This window comes from Thermoleptolyngbya sichuanensis A183 (assembly GCF_013177315.1).
GTDB lineage: Bacteria > Cyanobacteriota > Cyanobacteriia > Elainellales > Elainellaceae > Thermoleptolyngbya > Thermoleptolyngbya sichuanensis.
Map to the genome: position 1 here is coordinate 5,197,592 of NZ_CP053661.1, position 20,611 is coordinate 5,218,202.

A 20,611-nucleotide genomic window follows, 5' to 3' on the forward strand; every position below is an offset into this window, starting at 1 on the left:
GCAGGTCGTAAAGCTCGGCTTCTAGTCCCCTTCTCACCCTTTTCGGAGCATTTCAATCTATGACCTTCTCCTCGGAGTCGCCCCAAGACCGGATCGTGCCCACAGACCTCCGCACGGAAATGTCCCGGTCATACCTGGAATACGCCATGAGCGTGATCGTAGGGCGGGCGCTTCCCGATGCGCGAGACGGTCTTAAACCTGTTCATCGTCGTATTCTCTACGCTATGCACGAACTGGGCCTCGCGCCCGATCGCCCCTTTCGCAAATGCGCCCGCGTGGTGGGCGACGTGATTGGTAAATACCATCCCCACGGCGATACGGCAGTGTATGACGCGCTGGTGCGAATGGCGCAAGATTTTTCGATGCGATCGCCCCTCGTCGATGGGCACGGCAACTTCGGTTCTGTGGACAACGACCCGCCCGCCGCCATGCGATATACCGAGTGTCGTCTGCGGGCCATCACCACCAACGCGCTGCTGCAAGACATCGAGTCGGAAACAGTAGACTTTGTCCCCAACTACGACGGGTCGCAGCAGGAACCCTTGGTGCTGCCTGCTCGTATCCCCCAATTGCTGCTCAACGGCTCCTCCGGCATCGCAGTCGGCATGGCCACCAACATCCCACCCCACAACCTGGGTGAACTGCTAGACGGGCTGGTGGCGCTAATCGCTAACCCAGACATGACCGATGCCGAACTGATGCAAATCATCCCCGGCCCCGACTTTCCCACAGGCGGCATCATCCTGGGCACCAGCGGCATCCGCGAAGCCTACGCCACCGGGCGTGGTTCCATCACCATGCGCGGCGTGGCCACCATTGAAACCATCGAGCGGCGCGGCGCACCGGATCGCGAAGCCATCATCATTACCGAATTGCCCTACCAAACCAACAAGGCCGCGCTGATCGAGAAAATCGCCGAAATGGTGAACGAGCGCAGGCTGGAAGGTATTGCCGATATCCGCGATGAGAGCGATCGCGACGGAATGCGAATCGTGATTGAATTACGCCGCGATGCCTATCCCCGCGTCGTCCTCAATAACCTCTACAAACAAACGCCGCTGCAAGCCAATTTTGGAGTCAACACCCTCGCTCTGGTGAACGGCGAACCGCAGCTTTTGGGATTAAAAGAATCCCTCCAAGTGTTCCTCGATTTTCGCATTGAAACGATTACGCGCCGCACGCGCTATGAGCTGCGAAAAGCAGAGGAACGCGATCACATTTTGCAGGGCTATCTGATTGCCCTGGCGAATCTGGATGAGATCATCGCGCTCATTCGGGGCGCAGCGGACACGCCTACTGCAAAGCAAGAGCTGATGGAGCGCTACAGCTTGTCAGAAGCGCAGGCCGACGCGATTCTGCAAATGCAACTGCGCCGCCTCACCGCGCTAGAGGCGGGCAAAATTCAGGCAGAACACGATGAACTGCAAGTCAAAATTGCCGACCTGCAAGACATCCTGGCCAACCGGGAGCGCATTTTACAAATTATTCGGGACGAAGCAGTGGAGCTAAAAGCGGCCCACGCCACCCCGCGTCGCACAGTAATCGAACCCCTCGATGGTGAATTGGGCGATATTGACCTAATTGCTAACGAACGGGCCATCATTCTCGTAACGGAGCAGGGCTACATCAAGCGGATGCCTGTTAGCACTTTCGAGGCGCAAAACCGGGCGACGCGGGGAAAGTCCGGCACTCGCATGAAGGAAGATGATGGCATTGATCACTTCCTGACCTGCAACGACCACGACAATATCTTATTTTTTAGCGATCGCGGCGTGGCCTATTGTCTGCGGGCCTATCAGGTGCCCACGGGGTCCCGCACGTCTCGCGGTGTGCCCATCGTGCAACTGCTGCCGATTCCTGTGGAGGAGAAGATTACCTCGGTCGTTGCGGTGACCGAATTCACCGATGATCTTTATCTGGTGATGTTGACCCAGAAGGGCTTCATTAAAAAGACGCAGCTTTCGGCCTTCGGCAACATCCGCACCAACGGGCTGATTGCGATCTCTCTGGAAGACGGCGACCAGTTGCGCTGGGTACGACTGACCACCGCAGACGACAGCATCATCATCGGCTCTCGCAAGGGCATGACAATCCATTTCCGCACGGATCATGAGCAACTGCGTCCCCTGGGTCGCCCAACCCGCGGCGTGCGGGCCATGAGCCTGCGCGAGGGCGATGAGCTGATGAGCATGGATATCTTACCCAGCCAGGTGGTGCAAACCATTGCCGAGGGCGACGACACCGATAGCGATGGCGATCTGGCAGAGGAGGAGTGCAGCACGGCGCAAGGGCCGTGGGTGCTGGTCATCACCACAGGTGGGCTGGGCAAGCGCGTTCCGGTAAATCAGTTCCGGCTGCAAAAGCGGGCTGGCATGGGGCTGCGGGCAATTCGCTTCCGCAAGGCGGGCGATGAACTGGCGGCGCTGCGCGTGGTAAACGAAGATGATGAAATGATTTTGGTGACGAGCCGTGGCATTATCATCCGCCAGGTGGTGAATGCGATTTCCTGTCAGTCGCGGGCGGCGACGGGGGTGCGTGTGCAGCGATTGGATGAGGACGATGCGATCGCCGATGTGGCGCTGGTGCCGCCCTCTGGTGAAGCGGAAGACCCAGATGCCGAGGACGAAGCCTCCGAAAGCTAAGCCCGAAAGCTAAGCCTGAAAGCTTAACCTGAAATCTAAACGCGAGAGAGCGTCTTCAGTGCATCAGTCCTGGAAGTTTTCGCGCAGGGCTTGGGGGTTTTGGCATTGGGGCGATCGCTCTAGGGGCAGTTGAATCCTCAGGCTAAGCCGCCGAGACTCGCATTCGGCCCAAATCATGCCGCCCAGATATTCCACCCGTTTTTTGACCAACGCCAGCCCCAGCCCCGTGCCGCCGTGTTTCCAGGGATCGAGGTTAGGAATGCGGTAGAACCGATCAAAGATGCGATCGCACTCGGTCGCAGGCACGTCTACCCCCGTATTCGCCACGCACAGGTTCAGGAGCGTCGCTGTCGCCGTAGCTGAAACCTCAATTGCCTCGCCTGTGGGTGTATATTTGCAGGCATTGGTCAGCAGTTCGCGCAGCACCCGCTGGAGCAGCGACGCATCGGTGACAATCGGTGGCAAATCGGGCGTTATAGACAGGGTTAGCTGCTGCTGTTGGCGCTGGGCCCGCTCCCAAAACGGCTCCAGCACATGGGGCAACCAATCTTGCAGAGTGAGGGGACTGAGGATCAGTGGTTCTGCGTCTGCATCGAGGCGGGTTAGATCAAGCAGGTCATTAATTAGGCTAATCTCGCGCTGGCCCTCGTCCTCGAGGATTTGAAAATATTGGGACAGTAGCGTGGGGGTAGATTGGCCTGGCTCTGGCAACAGCCCCAATTGCCGGAGGTAAACTTCGAGCAAGTCGGTGGCTAGCTTGATGCTGGCCATGGGCGTGCGGAGTTCGTGGGACACGGTGCTGAGAAAATCATCTTTGAGTCGATTCAGTCGCTGTAGCTCTGTCACTTGGGCTTGGGCAGCTTGGTAGAGCCGAGACTGGCGGAGGGCGATCGCGCACTGATTAGCCACCTGCTGCACCAGCCGAATTTCGGGTTCGCTAAACCACTGCTCGCGCGGCCGCAGCAGCCAGATATCGCCCAAACTGCCCTGATCATCTCGAATCGGCTGTGTGAGAATCGCTGAATCATGCATCAACTGCCGACTGACTTGAACCTCGAGGCAGCGGTGGCAAAACTGCTGACCCACACCCTGCAAAAGCTGTGTGTAAAGTTGAGGATGATCCTCCATCGGGAGAACCAGGCCGGCTGCCGACTGATCTGCCGCTGCATATTCGCAATAGATGGTAGATGTGCGATGCTCCAAATCATAAAGGGCTGTGTCGCAGCACAGCACCCGCAGCGTTTGCCCCAGTTCTTGAACCACGGCTTGCAAAATCTTGCGTTCGTCCAGGCTATCGCGCACTTTGTCTGTAATGCGCTTGAGCACCGCCTCAAACTCTAGCGCTTGCTGGAGTTCGGCGGTGCGCTCCCGCACCTGCTGTTCTAGCGTGGCGGCCCATCGCTGCACCTGCTGATGCAAGTTAGATTGCTGAATGGCGATCGCCAACTGATCAGCAACACGCTTTGCCAATTTCTTTTCCTCAGCCTGCCAAGCCACCTCAGAACCCGCCCTAGATAGGGTCAAACTGCCCCAAACTTCGCCATTTGCACTGATGGGCACTAGCAGCCATGCTCCCGGAAACACCTCTGCTAGCCGTCGATTTATCGGATCTTGAATCGTTGTCGTGTTGTCAATCTGCACTATCTGCAAGCGCTTGAGCTGTTCCGCAAAGGGATTATCCGTATCCGGAATGTCAAACGCCAGCTTGTCGGGGGTATTGGGTAGCTGATTGTGAACCACCAGATGTCGCCAGCAGCGTTCTGCGGGCAGATATTGCACAATTGCCACTTCTCCCTGCAAAAACTCAGCAATATGGGCAGCAGAAATTGTGAAAATCGTGTTCAAGTCGAGGGAACTGCGAATCGCCCGCACCACCTCACTGAGCATTCGCTCTTGATAAGCTTGGCGCTGGAGGGCAGTTTCGGCGGCTTTGAGATCGCTAATATCCAGCACCACGCCATACCAGGCAACGTCCCCATTGTCGCGCTGCTTGGGGCGAGAACTGCCCTTCAGCCATTTCACCTGACCCGAAGGAGTCATAACGCGCCACTCGCAATAGAATGGTTCTAGCCCAACAAGACTACGCTGCACAGCGGCTTCATACGTTGCTCGATCATCAGGGTGAATGCATTCGACGAGCAGGTTGGGGTTTGCAATCACCTCAGCCACGGAATACTCAAGAATCTCTTCAATTGCCCGACTCATGTGTTCTATATACAAGGAGCCATCCTGTCGCAGCACCAAAATATAGATATTGGCAGGGGACGAGTTGGAAATTTCTAGAAGCCGCAGTTCGCTTTGGCGGAGGGCAATTTCGGCGGCTTTGCGATTGCTGATATCGACGTAGGCGATCGCCACTCCATAATGCTCCAGCGGAATCGGCGCAGCGCTGACACTTACCCAGCACACCGATCCATCCGGCCGCCGAACTCCCTGCTCTTGCCCCAGGATGGTTTGTCCTTCTCGCAACGCTTTGACCGAAGCATACCTGTCCGGCGGCATTGGGCTGCCGTCGGCGTGAAGAACGTTCCATGTCGTTCCATCACAAGTCCGTCGCGTATGTTCTCTAGCCGAAATCCCCAAAATTTTCTCAGAGGCAGGATTCACCTCAATCACCCTGCCCGCTGCATCGGTAATCGATACCCCCACAGGCAAGATTTCAAACAGGGTTTGATACTTCTGCTGGCTCTCTCGGAGGGATTCTTCTAAGTGCTTACGCTCGGTAATGTCTACATGGGTGCCGATCATCCGCAATGGCGCACCCGTCGCATCGCGCTCCACCACCTTCCCCCGGTCGAGAATCCATCTCCAAGCTCCATGTTTATCCCGCAGTCGATATTCGCTGCGGAACAGAGGCGTGTGCCCAGCCAGATGAATTTCCGTTTCCCACAGAACCCGGTTTCGATCGTCAGGATGGAGCCGACGACTCCATTCCTGCAAGCGATCCCCAATTTCGTCTGTTCTGTCATCGTAGCCCAGCATCTGCTTCCATGCGCCAGACAACCACAACGTTCCAGTTGGAATATGCCAGTCCCACACGCCGTCTTCAGCGCACTCCAGCGCAATTTCTGCCCGCTCTCGCTGTCGGATCTCGGCTTGCAGTCGTTGATTGGTGGCTTGCAGCATGGCGTTGGCTGCCAGCAAGTCTGCCGTGCGCTGTTGAACCTGTTGCTCCAGATCTTGGTTCAGGGCTTGCACCTGGCGCTCTAGCTGGCGACGCTCGGTCATATCCCGCAGCACCGATAAATGTCGATGAGGCACAAAGTGGGCGGTGGCGGCGTATTCCACCTCGCGCACCGTACCATCGGGACGCACCAGGGTAAATTCTCCCCGCTCCCGCCCCTTTTCTAGAAACTGCTGCCAGGCGCTTGGAAAATCAAACTCGATTTGGGAAAAATCGGCAATGCAGCGACCGAGCAAATCGTCTAAAGAAACACCAAATAACTCACAGGCAGCGGGATTAGCATCAATGTAGTGGCCGCTGTCGTCGGCGATCGCCATTGCGTCCACCACCTCCTCAAAGAAGGCGCGGAGGTAGGATAATGCGGTCGTTTCGTCTTCTATTTCGTTCTCTAGGGCAGGGCGATCGCGCGATCTCAGCCCACCAGCCTGAGAGATGAGCGGCTGGGGCAGTAGCGACTTATCCCGACAGACCTCATTGTCCGACAAGTCAACGTGGGGAAAATCATCAGAGGGTTGGGACAGCATACAGTTAACCGGATGACGCTTACCGACAGATGCGTTAACAGATGCAGTGACCAGATTCAGGACGACTGCCCCCTAAGTTACCCGTAACCCAACGCAGTCTCTTGCTGCCACTCCGTCAACAGTCATAACTTAGGCATAACATAAACCTACCTAGAATTTTAAGATGCCCCAAACTGCCCTTGTTAAAACAATTTCCATAGACTTTGATGTTCCTAATCTCAGCAAGCCTAGTGGTCTGCCCAAGCTGATTCAAAGAAATCTAGCTCACACTGCATCGCATAACGGTAGGTGGTCTGCACGAGCGGCGTAAGCGTGGCATATTGCTCCGACAAGTCGGCAAGCTGCTCCGTCAGCGGCTCAAACTCAGCACTACTGTAGGTGCGAATCCAGTCGGCATAGGCATGGGTGGGAATGCCCGACGCTGCTAGTGCCTGCCCCAAAAATGCGTAGAGCTTCATGCAGGGCAGCATAGCCACCGCTGTAACCCCGACCGTTTGGCTCCAGGCCGTGGCCAGCAAAAAGTCGGTATAGCGTCGCGTGGCGGCTCCCGGCTGCACCGACCGCAAATCCACTCCCCACTGTATTGCATAGCTTTCGTGTAAGTTTAACTCATGCAACACACCGCCCGCCAGAGTGTGAAATACCTGAAATCCCTGCCAGTCAGGGGCTTTGGCAGCAGCAATGCTGTAGGCGCGGGCAAAGGCTTCTAGAAAAAAGGCATCCTGCCCAACGTAATAGCTAAATTTTGCCTTGTCTAGAGAGCCGTCGCCAATGCCCTGCACAAAAGGATGGTTCAAACAGGCGATCGCCAAATCCTGGTTTTCCTGCCACAGCGTTTCTGCCAGCGCCATAGTCGCTCCAAAATCCAAAATCCCGAACTCCAAAAAATCAGCGTCCCTAGACCTCAGTCTAGGAACGCCAACCGCTAAACTCAAAAGTCAAGCCTCATCGCCTAATTGGAGCCAGCTTTTGCCGCCAGCATCGCATCGGGCGAGGTCAGCTTCTCGTAGGTGGCCCGCATCTTCAGCCCTACCAACACCTGGAACAGACCGCTGCCGTTTGCCGACCCCGGATACTCGCGGTGCTTCAGCAGCAGTTCAGTCAGTTCCCCGTAATATTTGGTGGACAGATTGCTCAGGTGGCTTTCGATGTAGATCACCTCATCTAGGCGATCAAACTGGCCATCCACCTCCAGCACCGACACCGGATTGCCGTAGTAGCTATCGGGGCCGTAGAACAGGCGAATCCCCGGATAGGAGCAGGTCAGCTTGCGGCCGCAGGGAATCCAGTCGATGGTCGAGCCTTCATCAAACAGATAGGCAGGCTCAAATCCTTCCACACCTTCCTTCTGAACCAGACGAACCCGTAGCACCTTACGCTCCGTGTCGTTGGGGATGAGCTTGGTCGGCAGGATCTGAATGACCACATCGGCGTACTGCTTTTGCGGGTCGATGTAAGCTTCAAAGTCGGGACGGCGGGAGTTGATGGCAGCCAGCACGTCTTCGTAAGTGTGGCCGCGCTCTGCCATGTCGCGCTGGATTTTCCAGGCAATTTTCACCTCGTCGTCGATGTCGAGATAGACGCTGAAATCGAGGAGCGATCGCACTCGCTCATCATACATCGGGTGCAGCCCCTCAATCACCACAATATGGTTGGGATGAACCGTCTCCGGCGGGTCAATCATCCCCGTTTCATGGTTATAAATCGGCTTCTCAATCGACTTGCCTTCCTTCAGAGCCTTAATCTGCTCGTACATCAAGTCGAAGTTATTCGCCTTGGGGTTCAGCGCCGTCACGCCCACTTCTTTACGCTGCTTACGATCCAGACTGTGATAGTCGTCTAAGCAGATGACGGTCATCATGTGTTCGCCGAAAAGATCTGCTAAGCGGCGCAAAAAGGTGGATTTGCCGCACCCAGAATCACCGGCAACGCCAATTAAAACTACACGGTCTGGCTTATTGGTCATAGCTTTCCTCTAAAACAAACGTCCTCTTAACTGTCCTCTTAACTGCCCACGACTCCCACCTGCCTACAAGTCCGGCTCAATCACTCCAGGCAATACCCAAAACGCTAAAAGCACCTGTCCGCCTAACAAGCACCATAGGTTCTGAGTTTAAGTAACACCTGTAGAATGACTGCACATGACTTCTCAGGCACGTCGCCTGTTCAAGCACATTACGCCGCTAGCAAGACCGCTGGCACCATGCGCCCGCTGAATACTGATGGCACACCAGACCGGTGAAACATCCAGTTGGATACCCGGCTCTCAAGCGCTAACTAGTCGCCAACTAAGTATTTACTACTAGCGATACTAGAAATCTTACCAGAGAATCCCCGCAACCTACAAGGTAAGCGGGTTATGCCCAAGTTCCTAATCTCTATGCTAAGGGGAATGGGGACACCTGGGAATATGAAATTGCTGTGAAATTGAAACGGCCTTAACAATCTGCATCTGGGCGGCTCGTCTATGGTTAGAGCAGATCGGACAGGGTCTATTCCTGTCTGGGGCTTCAGTGAGCGAGGCAACCCCTGCAATGCTACGCTATATAGCAAACTGGGAATCGCCTGGGATGCGGGTTCGCAGATGCCGGAATTGACAAGCCTGGAAGCAACCGCCAGATCGTCAACGCTCATCCGCGCTCGCGCTCAACGTTCCTCATCCATTGTTGGTTCAGAGAGCATTGACATAACGATGTATAACCCTAGCGCAGCAGGTGGCGCTGCCAACTCACCATCCGGGAGTCGCCTTTTCCTCTATGAGGTCGAAGGTCTACGCCAAAATCAAGAAACCGATAGACAAGACTTTCCTATTCGTCGGAGCGGCAGCGTGTTTATCACCGTGCCCTACTCTCGCATGAATCAGGAAATGCAGCGGATTACCCGCTTGGGGGGCAAGATTGTTAGCATTCGTCCCCTGACTATTGATGGCAAGACCAACGGCAAGGCCGCTCCTGCCCCTGAAGCCCCTCCCGCCGCAGCGACCCCTGCTGCTGTGGCCGAGTCGCCAACTCCTGAAGCGGAAGGGAAGAAACCCATGACCCAGGCTAAAGAAAAAGAAAAGTCTACGATTCCGGTTAACATTTACCGTCCCAATGCCCCGTTTATTGGCAAGTGCATTTCAAACGAAAAGCTGGTGCGCGAGGGCGGCATTGGCACGGTGAATCACATCACGTTTGATCTGTCGGGTGGCGACCTGCACTATTTGGAAGGTCAGAGCATCGGCATTATCCCTGAAGGCACAGATGACAAAGGCAAGCCCCACAAGCTTCGCCTATATTCCATTGCTTCAACCCGCCACGGCGACAACATGGACGACAAGACTGTGTCGCTGTGCGTCCGCCAGTTGGAATACAAGCATCCCGAAACGGGTGAAACGGTTTACGGCGTTTGCTCCACTTATCTGTGCAATCTAGAGCCGGGTGCAGATGTGAAGATCACCGGCCCCGTTGGCAAGGAAATGCTGCTGCCGGACGACCCTGATGCCAAAATCATCATGATGGCGACGGGTACAGGCATTGCGCCGTTCCGGGCGTTCCTGTGGCGCATGTTCAAGGACAACGAGCGGGCGGCGAACCCAGACTACCAGTTCAAGGGGCTGGCCTGGCTGATCTTTGGGATTCCGGTGACCCCGAACATTCTTTATAAGGAAGAACTGGAGGAAATCCAGGCCAAGTATCCTGAGAACTTCCGCCTGACCTACGCCATCAGCCGTGAGCAGCAGAACGCGAAAGGCGGCCGGATGTATATCCAGGATCGGGTGGCAGAACATGCAGATGAAATCTGGGCATTGGTCAAGGATGAGAAGACCCATGTCTACATCTGCGGTCTGAAGGGCATGGAGGACGGCATTGATGCTGCAATGGCCGAGGCTGCGGCGAAGGAAGGCGTGACCTGGAAGGACTATCAGCGCTCAATTAAGGAACGCTGGCACGTTGAGACCTACTAGGTTCTAATTTCTTTTTTACGGCTTAGACAAATAAAGTGCGATCGCCCGGTAGTGTTTCTGCTGGGCGATTTGCTTTGGGAAAAGGGAAGAACGAAGAAGGAAAAACGTAGTGTTTCGGGTGGGTGAGTTGTTTTGTGAGGTTAGTGCTGAGCCGTTTTGGGATCTGGTGTCTGGTTTAATCCCCCTGATTTAATCCCCCTGAGGGGGAATTCCCCAAGCTGGAGGGCTGAGTGGTAGGATGCTACCAACTTTTTCAGCCGGGGGAGGCTCTGGGAAAGTATCCGATGGATCGTGTAGGGACGCTACTGCTGGGACTGGGGCTGTCTTTATTGGGCGGCTATTTTAAGATGCCAGGGGCGATCGCCCAGTCGCTTGACCCTCGTCGCCCCCAGCCGCCGGTGCCACGCCTGCCAGCGGAGCTGCTGCCTCAGCCGCCTGCGCCGCCCCAGCCACCGTTGCCCGCGGAGCCGCTGCGGCCCCTGCCGCCGCCAGAAGAACTGCTGCCGCCAGTCGATCTAGAGCCGCCATCGCAAGACCTGCCTGCGGAAATCCCTGAGGCGCTGCCGATCGCCCGATTTGTGGTGCAGGGCGGCACGGCGTTTAGCGCCGAAAAGCTGGCGACGGTGGCGAAGCAGTCTGTGGTGGGCGGCGTGTCGGGAACTGTGGCAGAGAATGGGGGCGATCGCTGTTCCCGCAGTGTAGACTCGCCGGATGTTTTAATCGCACAACCGCTCACTTTTGCCCAGGTGCTTCAGGCGCGGGCGGCCATCACCCAGCTTTACATCGACTGTGGCTATATCAGTTCGGGGGCGATCGTCCCGGCAGATCAGGTCTTGCCGCAAACGCCCGACGGCTACGTGGTTACGATTCAGGTCATCGAGGGTCGCCTAGAAGCCATCAACGTGGCGGGGCTAGCTCGGCTGGATGCGGGCTACGTCCGCAGTCGGCTGCGGCGGGCGGCGGGCACTCCGCTCAACGTCAACAGTCTGCTGGAGGGGCTGCAACTGCTCCAGCTTGACCCACTGATTCGCAGCGTGTCTGCTGATCTGCAAGCGGGGACGCGCACCGGAACCAATGTGCTGCAAGTCGTCGTGCAAGAAGCCGACCCGGTAAGCCTGGACTTGACGCTGGATAATGGGCGATCGCCCAGCGTGGGCAGCTTTCGGCAGCGGGCGCAGTTCAACCACGCCAATTTTCTGGGCTATGGCGATGGGCTGAGTGTGGGCTATACGCGCACCAGCGGCAGTAACGAATTTTCGGGCAGCTATACGATTCCGCTAAACCCGCAGGACGGCACACTGCGAATCGCCGCCGGAACCACCCGCAGCGACGTGGTCGAGGAGCCGTTTGATCAACTGAATATTGCCTCGCGATCGCCCTATGCCGAACTTTCGCTACGACAGCCTGTGGGGCGATCGCCCAACGAAGAATTTGCCCTCGGCCTTACCCTCTCCCACCAGCGCAGCCGCACCACCTTTGAAATTCCTGACGAGCAGGGCTTTCCCTCGCCCGGAGCCGATGATCAGGGGCGCACCCGCGTCACTGCCCTCCGGTTTGTGCAGGAATGGACCCGGCGCAATCGCCAGCAGGTTCTCGCTGCTCGCTCACAGTTCAGCCTGGGGCTGGATTGGCTGGACGCAACGGTAAACGACGGCGAACCCGATAGTCGATTTTTTGCCTGGCGCGGCCAGGGGCAGTGGGTGCGGCTGCTGGCGACCGATACCCTGTTCTTGCTGCGGGGCGATGTGCAGTTGACAGGCGACTCGCTGCTTGCGCTGGAACAGTTTGGGCTGGGCGGAGCCGAGAGTGTGCGCGGCTATCGCCAGGATGCCCTGCTGACCGATAGCGGAGCGCTACTGTCGGCGGAGGTGCGGCTACCGATTCTGCGGGTTCCCGAAATTGACGGACTGCTGCAATTGGCTCCCTTTATCGATGCGGGCACGGTCTGGAACGCCGACAGCAGCCAGCGCAACGACAATCAGCCAGATACACTGGTCGGCGTTGGGCTTGGGCTGCTGTGGCAACAGGGCGATCGCCTGTCTGTCAGAGTCGATTGGGGCATTCCGCTGGTGGAGCTATCCGGGTCAGGCGACTCGCTCCAGGAAAGCGGCATCTACTTCTCGGTACTCTATTCGCCATTTTGAGGGCGGAGGACACCAGAGGGTTCCAGAGCGGCTGAGGGCTGTCCTGTTGCTGCTTCAGGTACAGTGCCCTCCGGCAGTTGCGATAGATCATCGCCAAATCCAGATGAGGTTGGAGACGGCAGGCTTTGCCCAATCAGGGCACTCAGCAATAGGCTCAGCAGCACCATGCCAAACCCGGACAACCATAGCCAAAAGGCCTGCCGAACCGACTTTCGCCCCCAGCGCATGATGAAAAACGCCAGCGACGCAAACGGCACGAGCAGATAAGCAAGTCCCCAGAGAAAATGATCGCTGAACGCCAACACCAATCCCCAAAGTCCACCAACAATACTTAAAATCGCACCAAGGAACAGCAGCGCTAAGATAATAAACGGCATAGGTTAAGCTCTCCGGAAAAACTGTGAAGTGAGAAATTGCAAGGCGAGAAACTGCGAAGCAAGAGATGGTTTAAAGCCAAAAACCTTGAAGACTTTAATCGCCAGAAGTGTTAACTAGAAATCTTGACTGAGGGATTGAGCCGATGCACATGAAGTCCATTGCGTGGCTGTAGGAGCTTATAAAGCCCTATTGACCCAAGCGGTTTACCTATTCTTGCTGCTGATGGCTGGGTTGCAGACCTGAGAGATATCCAGAACACTCCATCCCTGGAAAGAAACCTAAGAAACCTTCAGTAACCCCTTGCGAAGCGAGTAGAGCGGTTTCGAGGCGATTGCATAACATCGCACAACAACCGGGACCTGCTTGACTGACAAAACTAAGAAGCTGGAATACGGCTGAGGACAGTGAATTCACGCTTTAGGGAGTCATCGTGTTGTCGCCTTGATGCGATGGCAGGTTGAGGGTCAGGTGAACAGGAGAGGAACTGATAAACGTGAATCTTCCACTGGTGAGTGATAGCCAGCCGAATCCAATTCCAGCCCAGCTTGAGATAACTCATGCCGCGCTTCCAGTGAGCATCGACTTGGCGACGCTTGCCGGATGCGACCACTTGCACCCCTTGGAGAACTAAGAACAGCATCGTCAAGGCGATTACCCCACACAACTGGGAAAGGGCAACCTTGTCTCTGAGTCTGGAGGCTTCGAGATTAAACCCGTTGGACTTCAAATCCAAAAACGACTCCTCCACCTGAAATCTCAGTCGATATTGGGCAAACGTCTGCAAGTTCGTCGGCTCATCACTCACAATTGTCCAATTCTCCCTGCTGAGTTTGTCGTGGGCAAAGGCAAGGTAAACATTGTCGTAGGGCTTTGTTCTACCCACCGACACTGCAGGCGTAAAGTAAGCTTGTCCTGGTTGCAATTGAACCGACGATACCTGGCGCCACTGCCCTTGGTGCTGAAATTGGAAGGAGCGTTTGATGCGGATGCGGAAATGCCAACCCAGATTCTCCCGGAGGTATTTCATCAACTTGCCATCGGCAAACCCTCGGTCTGCCAAAAGGACAATCGCGACACCCTCGGGCATCAGCCGTTGCGCTTGCCGCAGTACCCGTTGAATCGTCCACAACCTGACGGTGCTGCTTGATTGCGCCACCACTTTCCAAGCGACCGGAACCGTTCTTCCTCGGTACACCACTGCGACCCAGACGATGCAGAAACAATTCCATACGACCGTTGTATCGAGGCTTAAGTAGAGTCGTTGGGTCTGCCAGTTGGACAGAGCCTGCCCAATCAGCGCATGATGAGCGGACGCGACATTGATCCGCCGATTCGACAACCAGCGGCGAAACCGGCGTTGGTGGGATTGAGCCATTTGAGCGCGACTCCTCACATACACCCCAAATCCATTGAGATGAACGTTTTGGCTTCCAATCATGCCAATGATCATCCAGCACAGTGTTTGCAGATGGCGAGCATCCTGCCACTGAATGTCGCATTGACGCAGAAAATCATTCAACGCATCATAAAGACGGGAAGTCGGTGACATTGATTTGACTGGTTTGTGTGGTTACTTCTCAGCCTAAATCATGCTCTGCTTCCCGCATGGCTTTCGTTCCAGCTTTAACCTGTTTTGTCAGTCAAGCAGCAACCGGGACTATCATCCGACCAAAACTGTGTCCAAAAGGAATGGTAGCTGAGGAAACGATTCACACCCTGGGTTCTGGAACTGACTACATTGCGATGAAGGGATATTCCGGTGATCCTCCGTCGGGGGCTGCGTAAATTTCTATTGCAGCAACCAAGCGCGACGGAAATCAGCACATTCAAAATCAGCACATTCAGCAGAGCGCGTTTTATCGAGTTTTATTCAGTGCGTCGTGTTCAAAGATTTTTCGCTATCCTTATGGGCACGCAATGGGCACGCAAGTAGCACAATGGGCACGCAGTTCCTCCCTTGCTCAAGGTAATATAGGTGAACTATATTGAACCCATATCAAGCTGTCCGTAATAAGCCGTGATGAACCGTGATAAGCCATTGGTTCAATCCACCTGTTCCCGTCCTATTCGCTTTTAGCTTGCCCACTGCTCAGGGAAAATTCAGAAAACCACCGGGAGAAAGTTTTGGTGTACACGTCGCAACAGTCCTCTACTCGCAGCACGCCTTCTAGCACGCCTTTTGTAGACACGCGGGTTGCCGATCGCCCCGAACAGATTGACTTTTCGGCACTGCTCGACCCTTCGCTGCTGCAAGCCGCCCGCCACATCTATCGCACCTACTACGAAGTGCATCCCGATCAGGTGCAGCGTCCGATTGGCATTGCGATTGACCGCTTTACGCACCGGGGCAAGCTGATTTTTTCTGGGAAGCCCATTCTGTTGCCGCAGGAGTGCTTTATTCCTGTAGGACAGCTTGAGGCGGATTTGTATTGAGGCGGATTTGTATTAGGCCTACATTAGGCGTTTGCACCAGCAGATTTGGGTGACGATTGGTTATTGGTGACGATTGGTTAGTAGATTCTTCTGTCCGAATCTACTGCATCCGAAACCTACCCTGTCCGGATCTACTGTCGCCGGAACCAGTCGTAGAGTCCTAGGGAGAGGGTCAGCCCGGCAAAATGGGCGGCGACTAGGTGCAGGTTTGCCGCTACTACTTGCAGGTTGAGGATTCGCACAAATCCCTGAGTGTTTGCCAAAGCAGATGAGGTTTCAGCCTGGGTCATCAGCGTTGCGATGCTGACCTCTGCGCCAACCAGCGTGACCAGCGCTCCGACCAAGCCCAGCACAATGCCCACACGCAGCAGTCTGACTAGGGTAATGGTTTTGGGGTGTTGTTCCAGGTCGAGTCGGCGGAGACGCTGGGAAATGCGAATGTAGCGAAAGGCATTGGCGATCGCCACCAGCAGCAGCACACAGCCACACACCGCCCAAAAAATGCCAATACCAATGCCCCGCACGGGCGGCTCATCCAGCACCAGATTAGACCGGGACGCAGACACCAGTGCCGCCACCGCCGCCGCACCCAACCCCATTTGCAGCAGCACACTCAGCAAGCCCACCCACCAAAAGGCGCGAGACAGGTCTAGGGCACGATTAGCGGGCGATCGCAGGTCTGGCTTGGTTTGCATCACTCAAACATTCGCTATACCGACTCCGGCGACAGGTGCTCGGTGCGGCTGCCCAGCGTCAACGGCAGCTTCACCACAAACGACGTGCCCACGCCCTCGCAACTGGTAAAGTAGATTTCGCCCTGGTGCTGCAACACACATTGATACACAATCGCCAGCCCCAGACCCGTGCCGCGAATGGCGTTCACATTGCTGGCCCGGTGAAACAGCCGAAACAAGCGGGGCTGATCTTCATCTGGGATGCCAATGCCATAGTCACGAATTTCAAACGTCGCCACCTGATCAAAACAGGACAGGTCAAATTCCACCACTCCGCCCGCCAGGGAATATTTCACCGCGTTGGAGATCAAATTGCTCAGAATGGATCTGAGGAGCTTGGGATCGAGATACACCAGTTCGCAGGAGCCGTAGCAATTCAGCACGATCTTATGGGATGCGCCAATGCTCATCCGCATCTCTTCCACGACATCGTGACAAAACAACTTCAGATCGATCCAACTGGGGCTAAACTCCAGCCGACCGGCCTCCGCCTTGGCGCTAACCAACACATCCTCAATCAGTTGATTCATTGTGGTAATGGCGGCACGGCTCCGCTGGAAATATTTCTCGCGCTTTTCCTCAGGCGCAACATGCCCGTATCGTTCCAGCAGTTCCAGCGACGTACGTAAGACGGTGAGGGGCGTTCGCAGTTCGTGCGACACCATCGACACAAATCGCGACTTTAGCTCACTCAGCTCTCGCTCTTCTTTGAGCGCCAGTCGAATTTCATCTTCGGTGCGCTTGCCTTCCCGAATCATCTGTTCGCGGATGCGGATGCTGTTCACCATGCTTTTGAACACTTCCGCCAGCGTCGTCATCTCATCGGGAAAAGGATTTTTTTCGGCAAAGGACAGGTCTAGGCTATAGTCGCCGCTGGCAATTTGCTGGGCAGACTGGGTCAGGCTAGCCAGTTGCCGAGTCAATATGCCCGACAGCATGTAAATCAGCACAAAAAAGACTGCATAGGTGATGATAAAGGCAAATAACATGCGGTTGCGAATGGCCTGTTGCAGCAGCCGGACGTATTGAGCGTCGATATCTAGCCCTACAACGACAATCACGTCGTTCTGCTGGCTCTTGACCGGGGCAGCAGCAGAAATCCAGGTGCCCCATCGGTCGGTGTAGATTTTGTCGCTTTCCTGAATGCCGCCTTGCAGCTCGATACGCCGAGCCAGTAGCCCTACGTGGTCAGATTCTAGAAACTTGGCTGCCTTGGTGGGGTCATTCAGCGCCCAGAGGTCTACCAGATAAATAATTTCTCTCTCGCCAGGGCCAACGGCGGGTAGGCCAACGCGGCGATTGGTGTCGGCATTGCCAATAATGTAAGAGTAGAGCCAGACCCTCGGCTCGATATTTTGAACTGTCTCAAACCAGGCAAGCTGGCTTAGGTAGCGGGGGTCGTCCGAAAAGCCCTCAGCATTGCGCTCTCCCTCGGCGTAGAGGCCCAGCAAGTCATCTGGGTTTACGCCCGATAGGGCCCCGATGAGCGTAGAGCGCATGTCGGCCCGCAGGCGAGCAACGACCTTTTCGGTTGTGTAGGAATAGAACCAGTAGAAGGCTCCAGCAAACACCAGGCTAAACACCACGCTAAAACCCACCAGTAGCTTTACGCGCAGGCTCACTGGTCTGACGAAGTTTTTAACTGCCGGAGACATCGCCCGACCTAGCATCTGAGACGTTTGGCGCAAATTTACCTCGAGGGCAAATGGGTTGAGAGTGTAGAGATGACTGAAGATGCCCCCGACTTAACCTAATTTAAGGCAATCTTAGATCAACCGTCGATGTCGGCTTTATAGATTGCAGAGAGACTTCCGTAAGTTGCAGAGTGCGTTTTGAAAGACTGGCTCTAAAAAACTGGCTCTGAAAACCAACTCTGATCGGCGGCACTGATCCTGAAATCGCTTTTCCTAAAATCGCTTTTACACCATTCAATCGGGTTTGCCTGATTTCAGGCAAATGGGCGATCGCCCACCTGTGGATTCTCTGGGGCTTTTTCCTTCAGTACGTATCTTTTTATCCTAGACGGAATCTATTGACTCCTAATTCTGCAACTTGATTCTGCAACTTGACTCTGCAACTTGACTCCTATGCATAGCTACATTCCGCCAGACCGCTTTTTCCCATACCTCACCTGGACAGATATTCAGCAAATGCCCCATCCAGAGCAAGCGGTGATTTTGCAGCCAATTGGGGCGATCGAGCAGCACGGACCGCATTTGCCGCTAGTGGTGGATGCAGCGATCGCCACTGCCGTTGTGGGCAAGGCGCTTTCGCAACTGTCGCCCAGCATTCCAGCCTATGCACTGCCGACTCTCTATTATGGCAAGTCTAACGAACACTGGCACTTTCCGGGCACGATCACCCTCAGCGCCCAAACGCTGATTGCCGTGCTGACGGAGGTCGGCGAGAGTGTGTATCGGGCAGGCTTCCGTAAATGGGCGATCGTCAATGCCCACGGCGGGCAGCCCCAGGTCATCGAGATCGTGGCGCGGGATCTACACCAGAAGTATGGCGACTTTTGGGTGTTTCCCCTGTTTGTCTGGCGGGTGCCTAATGTTGCGCCCGACCTGCTCACGCCCAAGGAGTTGGAATACGGCATTCACGCGGGCGATGCCGAAACCAGCCTGCTGCTGTCGCTGTTGCCTGACCAGGTGCAGCTTGACCGGGCGGTGCCGGAATACCCTGCCAATTTACCCCAAAACAGCCTGCTGAGCATGGAGGGCGACCTCCCCTTTTCTTGGGTCACTCGCGACCTCAGCCAGAGCGGTACCCTCGGCGACCCCACCGCTGCGACGCGGGAAAAGGGCGATCGCATCCTGGAATCTCTGGTGCAAAGTTGGACACGGGTCATTGAGGATTTGTACCAGTTTCAGCCGCCGCGGGCGTGATGGGACAACAGCGCAACCGGTCTCCCACTGATCTCACGCCTTCACGCCCTCTTTCCCCTTGTCCCCACACCAATCCCCACACACCCCACCCGCTGGCCCGCTGGGATGCAGACCGCAGCAGAGCCAGTGGATGCCTGTGCTGCCCTCGTAGGCATAGCCGTGGTAGTGGATGCAGCCTTCGCAGGCGGGTGGACGGGGGCGGGGGCGCAGGAGATCTTGACTCTGGGCGGTGGCTTCGTGATTTGCCTGGAGAAAGATCTGGTAGAGCGGATTGGTGCGATAGGCGGGGTCTTCGGAGACGTACCAAGTAACGAGCAGGTGATGATCGGGGGCGATCGCCTGGCCCCAGGCCACCACGGGCACCTCTAGCTGCACCAAAATGCCGCCCGCGAAGTCGGGATTGGGGTCTGGCAGTTGCGATAGCACTGAACCACGCACCGGAAACGCGTCTTCTAGCACCAGTCCAATCGCCGGGGCGATCGCCGCTTTTGCGCCATCTGCACTGGCAAACCGCACCATCACCCGACCGCGATAGCGATTTTGATGCGCCTGGTGCTGAATCCAGCGATCGCCCACCTGTATCTCGATTTGGCGATCGATCGATTGAACCTGGGCAAGGCCGCTGCGGCTAAAGCGCCAGATTTGGTCGGTGGGGATGGGCTGAGCGCGAGACATAGAGGTTTAGAAATCAGGGTTCAGGAGTCCAGTTTCAGGGCTGAAATCTTTCTCTTGAGGGGCCAGGTGAGCGGGGTTTGGGCCGTCAGGCGATCGCCTCCGATTCTTCTCGTTCTTCAATGGCAGGGGCGTTTTGCTGATAAAACACCTGCTTAGAATGAATCGCGCAGTCCTGATTGAGCCAAACTAGCGAGGTCTGGAAGACTTCGCCGCGCCGCAGCGTAACCAGCGAAAAGTTTCGCAGGCAATCCTCTTCTGTAGACACGATCCGGGGCACGCAGGCGGCATTCAGGTAGACCGTGCCAGCCGGGTCAACATGCAGCGGGCGGCGAAGCTGGGTTTTGGTGTGGCGCAGGGAGTGGTGCATGTGCCCAAAGGCGACCAAGGGAACGGACTTGCCGAGGGTGCGGGTGTGGGCGATCGCCGCTGCCAGATCCGGATCACCGTGGTCGCCGCCGATGGGTTTCCAGTCTTTGCCGCAGGGATCTTCTGGGGCGCTGCCCAATCCCAGAGGGCCACAGTGACCAATGAACAGAATGGTGTCATGGGCCGCAGCCTGCGCCGCAGCAACAATGCGCTCGGTAGATTCCTGGAAACTGCGAACCCCGTAGCGGCTGGCATAGAAATCTTCATTTTTCCACTGGGAACCGCCCCAGCTAAAGGGTCGCCCGCCGACGACCGATAGCCCCAGCCCAGGAAAGTCCAAATAGCCGTAGCCCACATGGGTTTCGCCCAGCAGGTCTAGCTGCTGCTGCACGCGGTCTTCTACCTTAGGATCGTAGGGGCACTTGCTGCGGCCCCAGTCGGTGGCGGTGTACCAGGCATCGTGGTTGCCGAGGATGACGGCTTTGGGAATCGACATCGCGGCGATCGCCCGCACAATGCCCACCGCCTCGTTGCCAAAATCCCCCACCAGCAGCACCAGATCCACCCCCAGCCGCCGCAGCGCCCGCTCGTCCTGCGCGTCCCACTGGTCATGCACATCTCCCACCACGGCGATCGTGAGCGTCTCAGGCATTCCCGATGCGCTCCCCTGCCCTTCCTCTGTCATAGCTGCGTCCTC

The 20,611-nt window shown here is 56.1% G+C and carries 14 protein-coding genes; 5 read left to right on the forward strand and 9 right to left on the reverse strand.

Annotated elements, in window-relative coordinates:
• The first annotated feature begins 59 nt into the window (after nt 1-59).
• Nucleotides 60-2,642, forward strand: coding sequence for a DNA gyrase subunit A (gyrA, locus tag HPC62_RS21590; RefSeq protein ID WP_172358465.1), 2,583 nt, complete (start codon nt 60-62; stop codon nt 2,640-2,642).
• Between the two features lie 63 nt (nt 2,643-2,705).
• On the opposite strand, the gene HPC62_RS21595 is transcribed toward gyrA, so the two are convergent.
• The 3 genes from HPC62_RS21595 to HPC62_RS21605 form a co-directional block, all read right to left on the reverse strand.
• Nucleotides 2,706-6,350 carry a sensor histidine kinase gene (locus HPC62_RS21595; protein ID WP_172358466.1) on the reverse strand — a complete coding sequence of 1,215 codons (3,645 nt, stop codon included), beginning with the start codon at nt 6,348-6,350 and terminating at the stop codon, nt 2,706-2,708.
• Nucleotides 6,351-6,577: 227 nt separating this feature from the next.
• Entirely contained in the window at nt 6,578-7,201 is a 624-nt protein-coding gene (locus HPC62_RS21600; protein WP_172358467.1) for a TenA family protein, read from the reverse strand.
• 101 nt (nt 7,202-7,302) lie between these two features.
• On the reverse strand, nt 7,303-8,316 hold the full coding sequence (locus HPC62_RS21605; RefSeq protein ID WP_172358468.1) for a phosphoribulokinase: 1,014 nt from the start codon (nt 8,314-8,316) through the stop codon (nt 7,303-7,305).
• Between the two features lie 726 nt (nt 8,317-9,042).
• Here HPC62_RS21605 and petH point away from each other — a divergent pair.
• Together petH and HPC62_RS21615 are read left to right on the forward strand one after the other, a co-directional pair.
• Entirely contained in the window at nt 9,043-10,296 is a 1,254-nt protein-coding gene (gene petH, locus HPC62_RS21610; protein WP_172358469.1) for a ferredoxin--NADP reductase, read from the forward strand.
• A gap of 284 nt (nt 10,297-10,580) precedes the next feature.
• Complete coding sequence (locus HPC62_RS21615; RefSeq protein ID WP_205370995.1) at nt 10,581-12,440, forward strand: ShlB/FhaC/HecB family hemolysin secretion/activation protein; 1,860 nt, start codon at nt 10,581-10,583, stop codon at nt 12,438-12,440.
• Here the strand turns inward: HPC62_RS21615 and HPC62_RS21620 are convergent.
• Together HPC62_RS21620 and HPC62_RS21625 are read right to left on the reverse strand one after the other, a co-directional pair.
• Nucleotides 12,425-12,817, reverse strand: coding sequence for a hypothetical protein (locus HPC62_RS21620; protein ID WP_172358470.1), 393 nt, complete (start codon nt 12,815-12,817; stop codon nt 12,425-12,427). The two genes, HPC62_RS21615 and HPC62_RS21620, sit on opposite strands and share 16 nt — an antisense overlap.
• 377 nt (nt 12,818-13,194) lie before the next feature.
• Nucleotides 13,195-14,367 (reverse strand): transposase, encoded by a 1,173-nt coding sequence (locus tag HPC62_RS21625; protein WP_172358471.1) that lies wholly within the window; start codon nt 14,365-14,367, stop codon nt 13,195-13,197.
• A gap of 665 nt (nt 14,368-15,032) precedes the next feature.
• On the opposite strand from HPC62_RS21625, the gene HPC62_RS21630 reads away from it, so the two are divergent.
• Nucleotides 15,033-15,251 carry a hypothetical protein gene (locus HPC62_RS21630; RefSeq protein ID WP_068516326.1) on the forward strand — a complete coding sequence of 73 codons (219 nt, stop codon included), beginning with the start codon at nt 15,033-15,035 and terminating at the stop codon, nt 15,249-15,251.
• 131 nt (nt 15,252-15,382) lie between these two features.
• Here HPC62_RS21630 and HPC62_RS21635 read toward each other — a convergent pair whose 3' ends face one another.
• Together HPC62_RS21635 and HPC62_RS21640 are read right to left on the reverse strand one after the other, a co-directional pair.
• Complete coding sequence (locus HPC62_RS21635) at nt 15,383-15,946, reverse strand: DUF3611 family protein (protein ID WP_172358472.1); 564 nt, start codon at nt 15,944-15,946, stop codon at nt 15,383-15,385.
• A 14-nt stretch (nt 15,947-15,960) separates the two neighbouring features.
• A complete protein-coding gene (locus HPC62_RS21640) occupies nt 15,961-17,640 on the reverse strand; it encodes a sensor histidine kinase (RefSeq protein WP_172358473.1) in 1,680 nt (559 codons plus the stop codon).
• 432 nt (nt 17,641-18,072) lie between these two features.
• Here HPC62_RS21640 and HPC62_RS21645 point away from each other — a divergent pair, with 432 nt between their 5' ends.
• Nucleotides 18,073-18,873, forward strand: coding sequence for a creatininase family protein (locus tag HPC62_RS21645; protein ID WP_172358474.1), 801 nt, complete (start codon nt 18,073-18,075; stop codon nt 18,871-18,873).
• Between the two features lie 33 nt (nt 18,874-18,906).
• On the opposite strand, the gene HPC62_RS21650 is transcribed toward HPC62_RS21645, so the two are convergent.
• Nucleotides 18,907-19,548, reverse strand: coding sequence for a hypothetical protein (locus HPC62_RS21650; protein WP_172358475.1), 642 nt, complete (start codon nt 19,546-19,548; stop codon nt 18,907-18,909).
• An 85-nt stretch (nt 19,549-19,633) separates the two neighbouring features.
• Nucleotides 19,634-20,599: a TIGR04168 family protein gene (locus HPC62_RS21655; RefSeq protein WP_172358476.1), complete on the reverse strand. Its 966-nt coding sequence runs from the start codon at nt 20,597-20,599 to the stop codon at nt 19,634-19,636.
• Nucleotides 20,600-20,611 lie beyond the last annotated feature (12 nt).